The sequence below is a fragment of the Cupriavidus sp. P-10 genome (assembly GCF_003402535.2).
Taxonomy (GTDB): domain Bacteria; phylum Pseudomonadota; class Gammaproteobacteria; order Burkholderiales; family Burkholderiaceae; genus Cupriavidus.
The window spans coordinates 1525540-1540373 of record NZ_AP025170.1; the positions used below are offsets into that span (position 1 = coordinate 1525540).

Annotated in this window: 16 protein-coding genes; 5 read left to right on the forward strand and 11 right to left on the reverse strand. The window is 66.1% G+C overall.

What is annotated here, in order from left to right; all coding sequences use genetic code 11:
* Nucleotides 1-94: 94 nt before the first annotated feature.
* From CTP10_RS07070 to CTP10_RS07085, 4 genes are all read left to right on the forward strand, one after another.
* On the forward strand, nucleotides 95-1273 hold the full coding sequence (locus CTP10_RS07070; protein WP_116323283.1) for a CaiB/BaiF CoA transferase family protein: 1179 nt from the start codon (nucleotides 95-97) through the stop codon (nucleotides 1271-1273).
* 110 nt (nucleotides 1274-1383) lie between these two features.
* Nucleotides 1384-2199 carry an HpcH/HpaI aldolase/citrate lyase family protein gene (locus tag CTP10_RS07075; protein WP_116323282.1) on the forward strand — a complete coding sequence of 272 codons (816 nt, stop codon included), beginning with the start codon at nucleotides 1384-1386 and terminating at the stop codon, nucleotides 2197-2199.
* A gap of 112 nt (nucleotides 2200-2311) precedes the next feature.
* Nucleotides 2312-3160, forward strand: a complete 849-nt coding sequence (locus CTP10_RS07080; RefSeq protein WP_116323281.1) for an FAS1-like dehydratase domain-containing protein — start codon at nucleotides 2312-2314, stop codon at nucleotides 3158-3160.
* 25 nt (nucleotides 3161-3185) lie between these two features.
* The gene (locus tag CTP10_RS07085; protein WP_116323280.1) at nucleotides 3186-4346 is read left to right on the forward strand and encodes an acyl-CoA dehydrogenase family protein; all 1161 of its coding nucleotides are present in this window, start codon (nucleotides 3186-3188) and stop codon (nucleotides 4344-4346) included.
* Nucleotides 4347-4472: 126 nt separating this feature from the next.
* Here CTP10_RS07085 and CTP10_RS07090 read toward each other — a convergent pair whose 3' ends face one another.
* The 11 genes from CTP10_RS07090 to CTP10_RS07140 form a co-directional block, all read right to left on the reverse strand.
* Nucleotides 4473-4889, reverse strand: a complete 417-nt coding sequence (locus CTP10_RS07090; protein WP_147316316.1) for a hypothetical protein — start codon at nucleotides 4887-4889, stop codon at nucleotides 4473-4475.
* Between the two features lies 1 nt (nucleotide 4890).
* Nucleotides 4891-6249: an acetyl-CoA carboxylase biotin carboxylase subunit gene (gene accC, locus CTP10_RS07095; RefSeq protein ID WP_116323278.1), complete on the reverse strand. Its 1359-nt coding sequence runs from the start codon at nucleotides 6247-6249 to the stop codon at nucleotides 4891-4893.
* On the reverse strand, nucleotides 6242-6700 hold the full coding sequence (locus CTP10_RS07100) for an acetyl-CoA carboxylase biotin carboxyl carrier protein (protein WP_147316315.1): 459 nt from the start codon (nucleotides 6698-6700) through the stop codon (nucleotides 6242-6244). The genes accC and CTP10_RS07100 overlap by 8 nt, the downstream gene beginning before the upstream one ends.
* A gap of 7 nt (nucleotides 6701-6707) precedes the next feature.
* The gene (locus CTP10_RS07105) at nucleotides 6708-7487 is read right to left on the reverse strand and encodes a LamB/YcsF family protein (protein ID WP_116323276.1); all 780 of its coding nucleotides are present in this window, start codon (nucleotides 7485-7487) and stop codon (nucleotides 6708-6710) included.
* 33 nt (nucleotides 7488-7520) lie between these two features.
* Nucleotides 7521-8519 carry a biotin-dependent carboxyltransferase family protein gene (locus CTP10_RS07110; RefSeq protein WP_116323275.1) on the reverse strand — a complete coding sequence of 333 codons (999 nt, stop codon included), beginning with the start codon at nucleotides 8517-8519 and terminating at the stop codon, nucleotides 7521-7523.
* The gene (pxpB, locus tag CTP10_RS07115) at nucleotides 8516-9226 is read right to left on the reverse strand and encodes a 5-oxoprolinase subunit PxpB (RefSeq protein WP_199414723.1); all 711 of its coding nucleotides are present in this window, start codon (nucleotides 9224-9226) and stop codon (nucleotides 8516-8518) included. Before pxpB ends, CTP10_RS07110 begins: the two co-directional genes overlap by 4 nt.
* A 17-nt stretch (nucleotides 9227-9243) precedes the next feature.
* Nucleotides 9244-10215 carry a Bug family tripartite tricarboxylate transporter substrate binding protein gene (locus CTP10_RS07120; protein WP_116323274.1) on the reverse strand — a complete coding sequence of 324 codons (972 nt, stop codon included), beginning with the start codon at nucleotides 10213-10215 and terminating at the stop codon, nucleotides 9244-9246.
* A gap of 117 nt (nucleotides 10216-10332) precedes the next feature.
* The gene (locus tag CTP10_RS07125; protein ID WP_116323273.1) at nucleotides 10333-11142 is read right to left on the reverse strand and encodes an alpha/beta fold hydrolase; all 810 of its coding nucleotides are present in this window, start codon (nucleotides 11140-11142) and stop codon (nucleotides 10333-10335) included.
* Between the two features lie 68 nt (nucleotides 11143-11210).
* Nucleotides 11211-12428, reverse strand: a complete 1218-nt coding sequence (locus tag CTP10_RS07130) for a pyridoxal phosphate-dependent aminotransferase (RefSeq protein ID WP_116323272.1) — start codon at nucleotides 12426-12428, stop codon at nucleotides 11211-11213.
* Nucleotides 12428-13090 (reverse strand): RraA family protein, encoded by a 663-nt coding sequence (locus tag CTP10_RS07135; RefSeq protein ID WP_116323271.1) that lies wholly within the window; start codon nucleotides 13088-13090, stop codon nucleotides 12428-12430. The genes CTP10_RS07130 and CTP10_RS07135 overlap by 1 nt, the downstream gene beginning before the upstream one ends.
* Nucleotides 13087-13755 (reverse strand): RraA family protein, encoded by a 669-nt coding sequence (locus tag CTP10_RS07140; protein ID WP_116323270.1) that lies wholly within the window; start codon nucleotides 13753-13755, stop codon nucleotides 13087-13089. The genes CTP10_RS07135 and CTP10_RS07140 overlap by 4 nt, the downstream gene beginning before the upstream one ends.
* Before the next feature lie 104 nt (nucleotides 13756-13859).
* Between CTP10_RS07140 and CTP10_RS07145 the strand changes: the two genes are divergently transcribed.
* Nucleotides 13860-14801: a LysR family transcriptional regulator gene (locus tag CTP10_RS07145; protein WP_116323269.1), complete on the forward strand. Its 942-nt coding sequence runs from the start codon at nucleotides 13860-13862 to the stop codon at nucleotides 14799-14801.
* Nucleotides 14802-14834: the final 33 nt, after the last annotated feature.

Here is a 14834-nt window from a genome sequence, read left to right on the forward strand (position 1 = left end):
ATGCATTGGCGGCCGGCACAACGGGCCGCAACCGGATCACCGTTGTTTGCGCGCGCTGTGGCGGTGCAAACGCAATCTTCACGAAAAGGCTGCTATGCGTCCTCTTGATGGCATTACCGTGGTTTCCCTGGAGCATGCGATTGCTGCGCCGTTCTGCACCCGCCAGCTGGCAGACCTGGGCGCTCGGGTCATCAAGATCGAACGGCCCAAGGTCGGCGATTTCGCGCGCGGCTACGACGAGCGCGTTGACGGGATGTCGTCCCACTTTGCCTGGACCAACCGCTCCAAGGAAAGCCTGGCGCTGGACCTGAAGCACCCGGAAGCCCCCGCCATCCTGCAGAAGATCCTGGACCAGGCCGATGTGCTGGTGCAGAACCTGGCGCCGGGCGCGGCCGACCGGCTGGGCTTGTCGTACCAGGCGCTGTCGCAACGCTATCCAGGCATCGTCGTCTGCGACATCTCCGGCTACGGCAACGACGGCCCATACCGCGACAAGAAGGCCTATGACCTGCTGATCCAGGCGGAGTCCGGTTTCGTCTCGATCACCGGCACGCCGGAGAGCCCGTCCAAGGCTGGCTGCTCGATCGCGGATATCGCGGCCGGCATGTATGCCTACACCAATATCCTGGCGGCGCTGCTGCAGCGCGGCAAGACGGGGAAGGGCGCCCATATCGATGTGTCCATGCTGGAAAGCATGGCCGAGTGGATGAGCTTCCCGCTGTACTACGCCTTCGACGGCGCCACGCCGCCGCCGCGCGCCGGCGCCTCGCATGCCACCATCTTCCCGTATGGCCCGTTCACCGCCGGAGACGGCAAGACCATCATCCTGGGGCTGCAGAACGAGCGCGAATGGGAGGCTTTCTGCCGTGTGGTGCTGGAGCGGCCGGAACTGGCCACCGACGCGCGTTTCGTCACCAACTCGCTGCGCTCGAAGAGCCGGGCCGAGCTGACGCAGATCATCACCGATGTCTTCGCCGCACTGACAATCGACGACGTGGTCGGGCGGCTGGAGCGCGCCCAGATCGCCAACGCGCGCATGAACGATATGCGGGACCTGTGGAATCACCCGCAGCTCAAGGCACGCGAGCGCTGGACCTCGGTCCAGTCCCCGGTCGGCGTGATACCCGCGTTGCTGCCGCCGGGGCAGTCGAATGCCTTCGAGCCGCGCATGGACGCCATCCCGGCGCTGGGCGAGCACAGCGAAGCGATCCTGCGCGAACTCGGCTACACCGGCGACGACGTCGCGCGCCTCCATTCGGAAGGCGCCATCTAGCCCGCGCCGCTCGCTTTTCCCCACCATGTCTTGCCGCCACCATGTCTTGCCGCTCTACGCCCGCCTGTCGGCGGGAAGGCGGCGCTCGCCCGTACGCCAGCAGGGTTCCCATGACTACCACCGCCATTGCCCGCTCTTACCTCTTCGTCCCGGCCAACCGGCCTGAGCGCTTTGCCAAGGCCCATGCATCCGGTGCCGACCGGGTCATCCTGGATCTGGAGGATGCGGTTTCCGAAAGCGACAAGGACCGCGCCAGGCACCTGCTGGCTGAATACCTGGCAGCAGGCGGCACCGGGCTGGTCCGCATCAACGCCACGCAGACGCGCTGGTTCGAGGACGACATGCGTGCCTGCCTCAGTCCTGGCGTGCAGGGCGTGGTGCTGCCGAAAGCCGAGAGTGCCGGGCAGGTTGCGCAGGTGACGCGGCACCTGCCACCGCAGGTCAAGGTGCTGCCGCTGATCGAAACCGCCGCGGGCATGACCAACGTGGCGCAGATAGCTGCGGCGCCAGGCGTGGAGCGGCTGATCTTCGGCACCGTGGACTTCCGCACCGAGCTGGGCATCGAGGGCGACGACGAAGAACTGCTGTTTTTCCGCTCGATGCTCGTGCTGGCGTCGCGCACGGCGGGCATCGCGGCGCCGGTGGACGGCGTGACCGTGTCCATTGCCGATGCGGATGAGCTTGGCGCCGCCAGCGTGCGCGGACGCCGGCTGGGATTCGGCGCCAAGCTGTGCATCCATCCCTCGCAGGTGGAAGCCGTGAATGCGGCGTATCGGCCCTCTGACGCCCGGGTGGCGTGGGCCGAGCGCGTCATCGCGGCTGCCAAGACCAGCCCAGGCGCATTCCAGCTCGACGGCGAGATGGTAGACGCCCCGGTAATCGCCCGTGCCACGGACCTGCTGCGCCAGGCGGGGCGCAATCACTGAGAACACCTTTCCGTGCGAGCGAATGGCTCGTTCAGAACTTTCGAATGGGAACCGGCCGCGCCAGCAGGCATAGTGGAACCACGCAATCAACACCAGAGACCAGAGAGACGTGATGGACGTTGTTAAGTTGAAGGAATGGATCGGCAAGACCACGGAAAGCCAGGACGAGATCACCGCGTATCCCGTCAAGGCGCTGTCGGCAACACTCGACTATGAACACGCCGCGGCGACGCGCGGCGACGGCATCCCGCCCCTCTGGCACTGGCTCTACTTCCTGCCGCTGCACCGCCAGTCAGAGATCGGCGCGGACGGCCACGCCAGCCGCGGCGGCTTCCTGCCGCCGGTGCCGCTGCCGCGCCGCATGTGGGCGGGCGGCCGCCTCTGGTTCCACCAGCCGCTGCGCGTTGGCGATGCGGCGTCCAAGGTATCCCGCATCCTCGATGTCAGTGCAAAGACCGGCCGCACGGGTTCGCTTGCATTCGTCACAGTGGAGCATAAGTACTCGGGCCCCAATGGCCTCGCGGTCACGGAAGAGCACGACATCGTCTATCGCGAAAGCGCTTCGCCGGATGCGCCCGCACCGGCCCCGGTTCCCGCGCCGACGGACGAAGAGTGGGCGCAGGAGGTGGCAACCGATCCCGTGCTGCTGTTCCGCTTTTCCGCACTGACCTTCAACGGCCATCGCATCCACTATGACAAGCCGTACGTGAGCACGGTCGAGCATTACCCGGACCTGATCGTCCACGGCCCGCTGCAGGCGATGTTGCTGCTGGAGCTGGTGCGCACCAACCTGCCGGACGCCGTGGTCAAGACCTTTTCGTTCCGAGGCGTGCGTCCCACCTTTGTGCCGCAGCGCATTTTCGTCTGCGGCAAGCGCAGCCCGGACGGCAAGACCGTCGAGTTGTGGATCCGCCATGAAGACGGCGCCCTCGCGATGAGCGCGACGGCAGAACTGAACTAACCCCCAGGAAGTTGGAGACCAGGCTGTGCAGAACCGAATCGATGAATACCAGGAAATCCGTGAGGCCGTCCGCGACCTGTGCGGGCAGTTCTCATCGGAGTACTTCCGCAAGGTCGACGAAGTGCGGGGCTACCCCGAAGACTTCGTCAATGCGCTGACCGAGGCCGGCTGGCTGGCGGCGCTGATTCCGGAAGAGTACGGCGGCTCAGGCCTCGGCCTGACGCAGGCCTCCGTGATCATGGAGGAAATCAACCGTGCCGGCGGCAACTCGGGCGCCTGCCACGGCCAGATGTACAACATGGGCACGCTGCTGCGCCACGGCTCCGCCGAGCAGAAGAAGCTGTACCTGCCCAGGATCGCCAGCGGCGAACTGCGCCTGCAATCGATGGCCGTGACCGAGCCGACCACCGGAACCGATACCACCAGGATCAAGACCACCGCAGTGCGCAAGGGCGACAAGTATGTCGTCAACGGCCAGAAAGTGTGGATCTCGCGCGTGCAGCATTCTGACCTGATGATCCTGCTGGCGCGCACCACGCCGCTGGCCGAGTGCACGAAGAAGTCGGAAGGCATGTCGATCTTCGTCGTCGACCTGCGCGAGGCGATCGGCAAGGGCCTGACTGTCCAGCCGATCCTCAACATGGTCAACCACGAGACCAATGAGCTGTTCTTCGACAACCTGGAGATCCCGGTCGAGAACCTGATCGGCGAGGAAGGCAAGGGCTTCAAGTACATCCTCGACGGGCTCAACGCCGAGCGCACGCTGATTGCCGCCGAGTGCATCGGCGACGGCTACTGGTTTATCGACAAGGTGACCAAGTACGTCAACGAGCGCGTGGTTTTCGGCCGTCCGATCGGCCAGAACCAGGGCGTGCAGTTCCCGATCGCCAAGGCCTTCGTCAACGTCGAGGCCGCCAACCTGATGCGCTTCAAGGCGGCAAAGCTGTTCGACGCGCACCAGCCATGCGGTGCCGAAGCCAATATGGCGAAGATGCTGGCGGCGGATGCGTCGTGGGAAGCCGCCAATGCCTGCCTGCAGTACCACGGTGGCTTTGGCTTTGCGGCGGAGTACGACGTCGAGCGCAAGTTCCGTGAGACGCGCCTGTACCAGGTGGCGCCGATTTCGACGAACCTGATTCTTTCCTACGTAGGCGAGCATATCCTGGGGATGCCGCGCTCGTTCTGAGGCTGGGCGAGAACGCTTGCCTGTGCCGCCACCTCTGGCAAACGCTCCCCTCTCCCGCGCGCGGGAGAGGGGAGCAAACCGGCAGCGTGCCGGGCTTGATCGGTTCTGGCAACGCGCTGTCGTTACCTACAGCACCCTCTCAAACGCAAACAACGCCTGTCCATAGCCGACCAGGCTGCCGCAGTCAGCGGCCTGCTCGCCCAGGATTAAGCGTTCCCCCGCGAGCACGGCGCTCAGTACAGCGCCCACCTGCAAATAGCCGACTGGCTCCCCGGCCTCGATGACGAGGCGTGCCGGTTCAAAGGTTTCGTCCGCCAGTGGATGACTGGCGTGGAAGATGCCTGCTGCTGGCGCCCGTATGAAATCTTCATCGCAGCCACGCAGTTGGGGCTGGGTTGCAGCCTGGGACACTATCGCGGTCTTGTCTTGCGCCACCACGGGCCCGCTCAACACCAGGCGCTTGCCGCCCAGTTCGAGTTCCAGGAGTTCCATGGTGCCGGATCGCATCCGCTCGGCCAGCCGCTCGATCGTTTCAAGGTTCATGTCAGGCGCGCTCCCCAAGCCCTTGCTCCAGGCACCGTTCCAGGTGGTGAATGTCATAGCCGCCCTGCACGAACCCAGGTTCGTCCATCAGCACCCGGTGCAGCGCCACTGTTGAGTCGATGCCTCCCAACACGATTTCATCCAGCGCCACGCGCATGCGTGCGATCGCTTCTTCGCGCGTGGCACCATGCGCGAGCAGCTTGGCGACCAGGGAGTCATAGTTCGGCGGTACCGCGTAGCCTGCATAGAGATGGGATTCCACGCGTATGCCGGGACCGCCGGGCGGCACCCAACCGGTGACACGGCCGGGAGCCGGGGTGAACCGCCACGGGTGTTCGGCGTTGATGCGGCATTCCACGGCATGCCCGCGAAGCACTACGTCTTCCTGTCGGAAGGAGAGCGGCTCGCCGCGGGCGATACGGAGTTGCTCGGCGACGATGTCGATCCCGGTGACCAGTTCGGTGACCGGATGCTCCACCTGTACCCGGGTATTCATCTCGATAAAGAAGAAGGCGCCGTCCTCATAGAGGAACTCGAAGGTGCCGGCGCCACGGTAGCCGATATGCAGGCACGCCCTGGCACATTGCTGACCGATCCTCGCAATCGCCTCGCGGGGAATGCCCGGCGCCGGCGATTCCTCGATGACCTTCTGATGGCGCCGCTGCATCGAGCAGTCGCGCTCGCCGAGCCAGACGGCATTGCCATGGGCGTCCGCCAGCACCTGGATTTCGACATGGCGGGGACGTTCGAGGAATTTCTCCAGGTAGACGTGCGGGTTGTTGAATGCCCGTGCGGCTTCCTCGCGGGTCATGGCGATTGCCTGGGCAAGCTCGGCCGGTTCGCGCACGATGCGCATGCCGCGCCCGCCGCCACCACCTGCCGCCTTGACGATCAGCGGGTACCCGACCTTGTCGGCGAGCACCGCCGTGGCTTGCATGTCGTCCGTCAGCGCGCCCTCGGAGCCGGGAACGCAGGGAACGCCGGCTTCGATCATCGCGCGCTTGGCGCTGACCTTGTCTCCCATGCGCCGGATCGAGGCCGCGGTGGGGCCGATGAAGACCAGCCCGGCATCCTCCACCGCCTGCGCAAAGTCCGCGTTTTCCGACAGGAAGCCATAGCCGGGATGGATCGCATCGGCACCTGACAGGCGTGCTGCCAGCAGCAATTCGTTCTGGTCCAGGTAGCTTCGGCCCGCGGGTGCCGGACCGATGCACAAGGCCTGGTCCGCCAGCGCGACGTGACGCAGGTTGGCATCGGCCTCGGAATGCACGGCTACCGTGCGGATGCCAAGCTTGCGGCAGGCCCGCAGTACCCGCAGCGCAATTTCGCCACGGTTGGCGATCAACACAGTCTCAATCATGGTCGTCTCCCGCAGGCTCGATCACGAAGAGCGGCGCGCCGGCTTCCACCGAGGCGCCATCCGTGGCGACGATCCGGACAACGCGGCCCTTGTGGTCGGCCTCGACCGTGTTCAGCATCTTCATGGCTTCGATGATGGCAAGCTGTTGTCCTGCTTCCACGAGGTCGCCTACCGCCACGAACGCAGGCTGGCCAGGCGCGGGGGCGCCGTAGAACATGCCGGAAAGGGGCGCCGAGACGGTTTGGGTCCTGTCCTGCGGGGCAATGGCTGCGGCAACAGGAGCAGGCGCATCCTGCACTGGCGTGGCAAGCGTGGCGGTAGCGTCGGCCTCCGGCGCACCGGAGCGGACCAGCCGGACGCGCCCGCTATCCTCGGCGTACTCCAGTCCTGACAAGGCCGAACGCTCCAGGATGCCAATGAGCTGCTCTATGAAGTCGATATCGATCGGCATGCTCACCTCAGCTGAAGGCCCGTACCGCGACGCCAGCCTCCTCGAGGGTGCGCCGCACCTGCGCGGCCATGGCGATTGCCCCCGGGGTATCGCTGTGCACGCAGATCGACTCGATCGGCGCGGGAAGCAGCTTGCCCGAGATGGTTTCGATCGCGCCGGCACGCACCATTCGCAGCATCCTTGCAGCGGCCTCGTGCGCGTCGTGCAGCACCGCGCCGGGGATCTTGCGATGCACCAGGTGACCCTCGTCGGTGTAGGCGCGGTCGGCGAACACTTCGGCACATACCCGCAACCCCATCTCCTTGCCGATGCGCTCGAGATGGCCGTTGGCAAAGGTCAGGCAGACCAGGTTGGCATCCACTGCCTTGATGGCGCGGGCAATGGCGGTGGAGACGTCGGCATCGGTCTGGGTCAGGTTGCCGAGCGCGCCATGTGCCTTGACGTAGGTGATGGGGTGGCCCGCGTAGGCGGAAAGCGCTTGCGCGGCACCGATCTGGTAGGCAACCAGCCGTTCGATCTCGCCGGTGCTGAACGGGATGATGCGCCGGCCGAAGCCCCAGAGGTCGGGGAAACCGGGGTGCGCACCCACGGCGACGCCACGTTCCCTGGCCAGGGCGAAGGTGCGGGCCATGATCTCCGGATCGCCGGCGTGCAGGCCGCAGGCGATATTGGCGGAGCTGACGATATCGAGGATGGCTTCGTCGTCGCCCATGCGGTAGGCGCCGAATCCCTCGCCCATGTCGGAGTTCAGGTCGACGCGCAAGGCTGCTGCATTCTGTGTGGTCATGGTTGCTTATGTCGATGTGGTTTGGGGGAGGCTTCAGCGGCGTTGCGCCATCAGCGCGAGATTGCTGCGCAGTGACGCGCGTTCTTCGGATTGCGCCTGCGATGCGGCAAGGGCCTGGTCCTGGCCGACCGCCATGAATCGCACGCGGCAGCCGACAGGCGCCTGGGCAAGCCGCCACAGATCAGCCTCGATCACGGTGGCGATCTTGGGATAGCCGCCGCAGGTGTTGGCCTCCGCGAGCTGGATGATGGGTTGGCCTGAGGGCGGGACCTGTACGGTTCCGGGCACGATGCCATGCGACAGCAGTTCCAGCGGCCAGGTCAGCGTCAGGGCTTCGCCGGCCAGGCGGTATCCCTGGCGGTTGGCGTCGGGTGTCACCTTGTACTCGGTGCCGGTGAAGGCGGTCCTGGCCTGCTCGCTGAACTGTTCGTACTCGGCAGCCGGGACGGCCCGTACCGTCACGCAGCCCTGGGACAATTCCTGCCAGAACGCGGGAATGTCGTTGGGGATCAGGCCGAGCCCTGAGCCTTGCAGCGCGGGTTTTGCCGCGGGCGTCGCCTCGGGGGTCGCATTGGCGAGCGGCAGCACGTCGCCACGCCGCAGGCCACGTCCCTCCCAGCCGCCGAATCCGCCTTTGAGGTCGGTCGATCTGGAACCTAGAACGGGCGCGACATCGATGCCGCCGGCGAAGGCCAGGTAAGCACGCGCGCCCCGGCGGGGGCGCTCCACCACCAGCACCTGGCCAGCGCGGGCGCGTTTGCTCCACCACGGCGCCAGTACGCGCTCGTCGAGCAGCACGCGGCTGTCCGAACCCGTGCAAGCGAAGACCGTGTCGGACTGGAAGCGCATGCGGAACGGGAACAGGCTGATCTCGATCCCGGCCGCGCCATCGTCGTTGCCGGCCAGCGCATTGGCAAGGGACAGCGCCATGGCATCCATCGCGCCGCTGCGGCCCACCCCGATACCAAGGTGGCCACGCCGGCCCAGGTCCTGGACGACGTTGGGCGCTCCGGTGGAGAGGATTTCGATCATGATGCGATGCCCTCCACCCTGAAGTGCACACGGTCTCCCGGCGCCAGCAGGCAAGGCACGCTGCGGTGCGGGTCGAACGTATCCAGCGTCGTCATGCCGACGAGATGCCAGCCGGACGGGGCCGTGCATGGCATTACCCCGGCGTGGCTGCCACCGATCGCCACGGAGCCTTTCGCCACCTTCGTCCTTGGCACCTGCCGGCGCGGCGTGGCAAGCCTGGCCGGCAGGCCCGTCAGGAAGGCAAAGCCAGGGTATGCGCCGATGCAGGCGACCGAGTACACTGCGGCGCTGTGCAAGCCGACGAACGCTTCGATGGTCAGTCCGGCGCCTGCCGCCAGGGCCGGCAGGTCTTCACCGGCGTCTGCGCCATAAAGCACCGGAACCTCGATATCCCGGCCCGGTCGTGCCTTGACCTCAAGCGTCTCCCAGAGGCCGACCAGGCGAGCGCGGGCGCTGGCAGGCTGCAGCAGCACAGGATCAAACACCACGAGCAGATTGTTGACGCCCGGTACGGTTTCCCGAACCCCGTCAAGCACCTTGCCCCCCGACAGCAGGGCGGAAAGCGCCCAGATGCGTTCCTGTATCGCCTGGTCGAATTCGCCGGCTGCGGCATCGAGCAGCAGCGCGGTGGTTCCTGCGGCGTGGATCCTGGGCATCCTGTCGGCGCTGTCCACGTGGCCCGCAGGCTGTTCTTCAATGGCATGCATGGTCGTATCCACGGGATTCAGTCGAGCTTGATGCCAGCGTCGTCGACCACCTTCTTCCACTTGGCGGTTTCGCTCTTCATCACCGCACCCAGCTGCTCCGGGCTGCCTCCGGCCGGATCCAGCCCCATCTCGACCAGCTTGCTGCGGATTTCCTTGTCGCGGAGGATTTCATCGATCGACTGGTTCAGCCTGGCAACGATCTCCCTGGGCGTGCCCGCCGGCGCGACAAAGGCCTGCCAGAAAATCATCTCGAACCCCTGCATGCCGGACTCGGCGATGGTGGGCAGTTCGGGGTATTCGGCGGAGCGCTTTGCCGTGGTGATGGCCAGCGCCTTCAGCTTGCCGGCCTTGACCAGCGGCATCGCCTCGGGCAGCAGCGCCATCATGATCTGCACCTGGCCCGCCATCAGGTCCTGCAGCGCGGGCGCGCCGCCCTTGTACGGCACATGGACGACATTGGCGCCGGTGACGCGCTTGTACAACTCCATGCCGAGGTGGCTGGGCGTGCCGTTGCCGGCCGAGGCGTAGCCTTCGCTGCCGGGCTTGCCCTTCAGGAACCTGAGCAGGTCCGGCATCGACTTCGCCGGTACGTTCGGGTTGACCACCAGCACGCTGGGGATGGTGGTGGCCTGGATGACAGGCGCGAAGTCCTTGCGCGGATCGTAGGCAAGCTTGCTGTACAGGCTCGGGTTGACCGACAGGCCGGTCATCGTGGCCAGCAGGATGTTGTAGCCGTCGGGCGCGGATTTCGCCACGAAGCTCGCGGCGATTGCCTCGCTGGCGCCGGGCCGGTTATCGACGACCACGGGCTGGCCAAGTTTCACCGAAAGTTTCTGCCCGACCATGCGCGCCACCGCATCGGTGGAACCACCGGCCGGGTAGGGCACGACGAGGCGAACCGGTTTGGTCGGATAGTCGGTGGCGCTTGCCGTGGAGATGTCGGAGGCAAACGTCAGGCAGGCAACCAGGCAGGCAATAGCGAACTTCATGACAGTCTTCCTTCAAGGGGGGCAGGAACAACATCGTGGAAACACGCAGCGCGCAAAGGCATGGCGGCGCCGCGACAAGTCTTGGTGCTGGCGTTGGATATCGGTGCCACTGCCGCGCTATGTGCCCGACAACCGCGCCAGGAACCCGGAAATCCGCGCCCACATCTCCGGCGGGTTCGAGTACATGGGGAAATGCCCGCACCGCGGAATCTCCGCGAGTTCCACGCCATGGCGTTCGAGATGGGCCAGGTAGGACAGCGAGGCGTTCTGCGCGCCGTACATGAACATCTTCGGGCAAGGCAGGCCGAGGAATTTCGTCATCAGGTCGCCGTTGTCGGAAAGGTCGACCATCGACTCGAAGATGCCGCGGACGGCGCCGGCGCGCACCTTGTGCCGCAGGCTGGCCGCATATAGCGGGCTGGAGAAGTACGAGGAGTGCCAGGTGCGCTCGATGAACGCTTCAAAGAAGCGGTCCGCGTCGTCGGTGCGATGCGAGACGATCTGCCGGCTGAGGAAGCAATCCTCGGGGGCCACATTGCCCTCGATGTCGATAAAGCTCAGCACGCGTTCGGGGGCGCGGTGGGCCAGCATCAGAGCGGTCAGGCCGCCCATGGAATGGCCGACCAGGTGAAAACGTTCCATGTCGAAGTGGTCGAGGGCGGCAAGCGCCGTTTCGACCAGGAAGGGGATCGAGATCCGGGACAGGTCCCCGCAACGCGTCTCGCCGCAACCGGGCGCATCGTAGGCCAGTACTGCGCGGCCGGCGAGTGCGGGCTGCAGGACGATGTCCGCGTAATCCTCCTTGGTCGAGCCGAAGCCGTGCAGGAAGACAAGGGGAGGGTATTCGCCGGGGCAATGGAGCGTGGAGAGCTCGATTGGCGCTCTGCTTACGGTTAGTGGAATGCGTTGCCTGGTGAGTGGTGACACGTTGGAGCCTCCAGATGTGGGACGAAGACAGCCCAGCTTGAGCAGCCGGCAAGCCGAAGGGCCGGCGCTCAATCCCTCAGCGCACCGCAAAACCCCGCGATCGCCTCGCACGCCTGCCGCAGCGATTCCGTATCCAGCGCATACGCAATCCGGATATACGGCCCCAGCCCAAACGCGCTGCCGTGCACGACCGCGACATTGGCTTCATCCAGCAGCGCGCCAGCGACATCCTCGTCGGTCTGCAGCAGCGTGCCGGCCGCCGTACGCCGGCCCAGCAACCCCGCGCACGAGGCAAACGCATAGAACGCGCCGCCAGGCACCGGGCATTCCAGCCCCGGCGTATCGTTGAGCATCCGGATCATCAGGTCCCGTCGCTCCTCGAACACGGCACGCGATTCCGTAATGAAGTCCTGCGGCCCGGTCAGCGCAGCCAGCGCGGCATGCTGGGAGATGGAGCAGGCGCCCGAAGTCTGTTGCCCCTGCACCTTCTCCATCGCTTCCAGCAGCCAGCGCGGCCCGGTGCCGAAGCCGATGCGCCAGCCGGTCATCGCATACGCTTTGGATACCCCGTTCATGGTCAGCGTGCGCGATGCGAGGCGTGGTTCCACAGCGGCCAGCGTGTGGAAGCGGGCGCCGTCGAACGTCAGGTGTTCATAGATATCGTCCGACAGCACCAGCACATGCGGGTGCGCCAGCAGCACTTCGGCCAGCGCGGCCAGCTCTTCGCGCGTATAGACCGCACCGGTCGGGTTCGACGGCGAATTCAGTATCAGCCAGCGCGTCTTTTCTGTGATCGCCTGCGCCAGCGCGGCAGGGGTCAGCTTGAAACCGGCTTCCGCACCGCACGGAACAATCACCGGGATGGCGCCCGACAACTGCACCATCTCCGGATAGCTGACCCAGTATGGCGCCGGCACGATGACCTCGTCGCCCACGTTCAGCGTCGCCGACAGGGCGTTGTAGATCACCTGCTTGCCGCCGGTGCAGACAATGGTGTCCTGCCAGTCCACGTCCAGGCCGTTTTCATGGCGGAACTTGGCGGCGATGGCTTCGCGCAGCGCACGCATGCCGGCCACCTGCGTGTAGCGCGTGTGGCCGGCGCGGATCGCTTCGATGGCGGCATCGCGGACATGTGCCGGGGTATCGAAGTCGGGCTCGCCGGCACTCAGCGAGATGATGCTGGCACCGGATGCCCGCCGGGCTGCCACCCGGTCCATGATCCGGTAAGTCGCGGAGGCCCGGGCGCAGGCCAGGTTGACGTTCAGGCGCTGGATATCGGCGTGCATCAGGACTTCCTCTGCAGGGTGTGGTAGCCAAGGGCCGCACGGGCCTCGCCGAGCGTCTTGCCGCTGGCGATGTGCTCACGGATCTGCGCTTCGACCGCTTCGATGCTGCGCGCCAGTTCCGCCACCTCGCGCGCCCGCTCGCGCGGCACCACCACCACGCCGTTGGCATCGGCGACGACGATGTCGCGCGGGCAGACGCGCGCTGTGCCGACGGATACGGGAGCGTTGACCGCTTCCACTTGCACGCGATCCTTGCCGGTGCGCATGAAGCGGCCGCGCGAGAACAAGGGATACCCGTCGCCCAATGCCCTGGCGACGTCGCGGCAGACGCCGTCGATGACGGTGCCGGCAATGCCGCGCGCGCCGGCATACTGGGTCATGATGTCGCCCCAGACGGTGCAGTCGGTGCGGCCATCGTTGTCGATGACGACCACGTCGCCCGCGGCTACGTCATCGATGAAATCGCCAACGGTGCCGGGCGGTGTGCTTGCCGGCACATACCTGACCGTGTACGCCGGCCCGACGACCACCTGGCGATAATTGTCCAGCGGCGCGATGCCGAGGCATTGGCCGGGCAGGCCCAGCCGGTCCATCGCATCCGATACTCCGGGGGTATCCAGTCCCTCGAACAGGGCAACCAGTTCCTTGTCTTGCGCGCTCATTTTGCTGCTCCGGTGTGGATGGCGTCGAATTCCTTGTCGTGCATGACCGCTTCCCCGGAACGGCCCGTGCGTACGGCCTGCACCATGCCGTCCTGCCGGCGCGCGATGTGCTCGGCCAGGTCGAGCACCGTTTCGATCCGCGCCGCCGGGACGAACACCGTGCCGCAGCGGTCCGCGATCACATAGTCGTCCTGGTGCACCACGACGCCAGCAAAGGCCACGGGTTCGCCAGAGCCGGTCTGCACCACGCGGTTGCGCGCGCTGATCATGGTCACGCCGCGGCCGAAGACGGGATAGCCGATCGATTCGCTGCCTTCGATATCGCGGCTGAGGCCGTCGATCACCGAGCCGCGCACTTTGCGGGCCGTGGCGGCATTGGCGAGGATGTCGCCCCAGCAGGAGATGCCGTCGAGGCCGCCGGCGATCACCAGTACGCGGTCGTCGCTGTCGATCGCCGCGACAACGGGTGTGATCAGGTGCGCCGTCGGCGCGGCGTCGGTCTTGGGACCCAGCTGGACGGTGCTGGCGCGGCCCGCGATCCTGGGGCAGTCCCACAGCGGGCGGATGCCATACGTGGCCCCTGGCAGTTCCAGGAAGTCGAGTGCGTCAGACACCGTGTTGGTATCGAGCGCGGCAAGGCGGTCAAGCAGGGTAGGAGAAGTCATTGCGGCTTCCAGAGTGGTTGCTTGGCCTGCACTATCGGCGCTAGAGTCTGATCCGTAAATTTCGAAGAACAGAACCTTTCCATACGCCAAAGCTATCAACCATCATGATCAACTTCAGACTGGTAAGGCACCTGTGGCTGTTCCTGGCCGTGGCCGAGGAAGAGCACTTCGGGCGCGCGGCGAAGCGGCTGGGGATGTCGCAGCCCCCGCTGACCGAGCAGATCCAGGTGCTCGAACATGCGCTGAAGGTCCGGCTGTTCGAGCGCTCCCGGCGCGGCGCGAAGCTGACCGCCGCCGGCGCGGCGATCCTGCCGGCGGTGCGCAAGTTCGCCGAGCAGCTGGAGCGGCTGGAGCTGGCGGTGCGCGAGGCGGTGCAGGGCCAGAGCGGCGTGCTGACCATCGGCGCCATCTCATCGGCAATGGTCGAGACCCTGCCAGCGCTGATCGAGCACCTGAAGGCGGAGTATCCGCAACTCACGGTATCGGTGAAGGAAATCGACAGCGTCGAGGCCGTGCCGGCGCTGGAGCAAGGCGATGTCGATCTCGCGTTCGCGCGCCTGGAAGGCGACCTTGGGCCGTCGATCCAGTCCATCGCGCTGAAGCAGGAGCGGCTGGCGGTGGCGCTGCCAAGGTCCCACCGCCTGGCGGAACTGCCCCGGATTCGCCTGGCGTCGCTGGCGGAAGAGGCCTTTGTGATCTTCTCCCGGCATGTGAGCCCGGTCTACTACGACAGCCTGATTGCCACCTGCCGGGCCGCCGGCTTTTCACCCCGCATCCTGCATGAGGTGCGGACCGTGTCGTCGCAGATCGCCTTTGTCAGGTGCGGGCAGGGGATCGCGCTGGTACCGGCTTCACTGAAGAAGGCGGCCTCGGACAATGTGGTCGTGAAGCCGCTGAAGGAGGCCGTCAACGTGGTCACGACCGCCATGGCATGGTCGACCAGCCGGGAGAACCCGATGGTGCAGGCGGCCGTGGCGGCCTTGTCGGCCGGCAAGATCGCGGAGCGCAAGCCGCGCCGGCGCGCGACCGCACCGCCTGCCGGCTGATAGGTTTGGCAGAACGAAACGATCCTGTCTTCG

What these genes read in the sequence shown, in the direction of transcription:
- CTP10_RS07135 (WP_116323271.1), bottom strand. Translation starts at nt 13,090, where the DNA reads ATGAGCGCGCAAGACAAGGAACTGGTTGCCCTGTTCGAGGGACTGGAT.
- CTP10_RS07120 (WP_116323274.1), bottom strand. Translation starts at nt 10,215, where the DNA reads ATGAAGTTCGCTATTGCCTGCCTGGTTGCCTGCCTGACGTTTGCCTCC.
- CTP10_RS07070 (WP_116323283.1), top strand. Translation starts at nt 95, where the DNA reads ATGCGTCCTCTTGATGGCATTACCGTGGTTTCCCTGGAGCATGCGATT.
- CTP10_RS07080 (WP_116323281.1), top strand. Translation starts at nt 2,312, where the DNA reads ATGGACGTTGTTAAGTTGAAGGAATGGATCGGCAAGACCACGGAAAGC.
- CTP10_RS07110 (WP_116323275.1), bottom strand. Translation starts at nt 8,519, where the DNA reads ATGATCGAAATCCTCTCCACCGGAGCGCCCAACGTCGTCCAGGACCTG.
- CTP10_RS07090 (WP_147316316.1), bottom strand. Translation starts at nt 4,889, where the DNA reads ATGAACCTTGAAACGATCGAGCGGCTGGCCGAGCGGATGCGATCCGGC.
- pxpB (WP_199414723.1), bottom strand. Translation starts at nt 9,226, where the DNA reads ATGCATGCCATTGAAGAACAGCCTGCGGGCCACGTGGACAGCGCCGAC.
- accC (WP_116323278.1), bottom strand. Translation starts at nt 6,249, where the DNA reads ATGATTGAGACTGTGTTGATCGCCAACCGTGGCGAAATTGCGCTGCGG.
- CTP10_RS07140 (WP_116323270.1), bottom strand. Translation starts at nt 13,755, where the DNA reads ATGACTTCTCCTACCCTGCTTGACCGCCTTGCCGCGCTCGATACCAAC.
- CTP10_RS07075 (WP_116323282.1), top strand. Translation starts at nt 1,384, where the DNA reads ATGACTACCACCGCCATTGCCCGCTCTTACCTCTTCGTCCCGGCCAAC.
- CTP10_RS07105 (WP_116323276.1), bottom strand. Translation starts at nt 7,487, where the DNA reads ATGACCACACAGAATGCAGCAGCCTTGCGCGTCGACCTGAACTCCGAC.
- CTP10_RS07100 (WP_147316315.1), bottom strand. Translation starts at nt 6,700, where the DNA reads ATGCCGATCGATATCGACTTCATAGAGCAGCTCATTGGCATCCTGGAG.
- CTP10_RS07130 (WP_116323272.1), bottom strand. Translation starts at nt 12,428, where the DNA reads ATGCACGCCGATATCCAGCGCCTGAACGTCAACCTGGCCTGCGCCCGG.
- CTP10_RS07145 (WP_116323269.1), top strand. Translation starts at nt 13,860, where the DNA reads ATGATCAACTTCAGACTGGTAAGGCACCTGTGGCTGTTCCTGGCCGTG.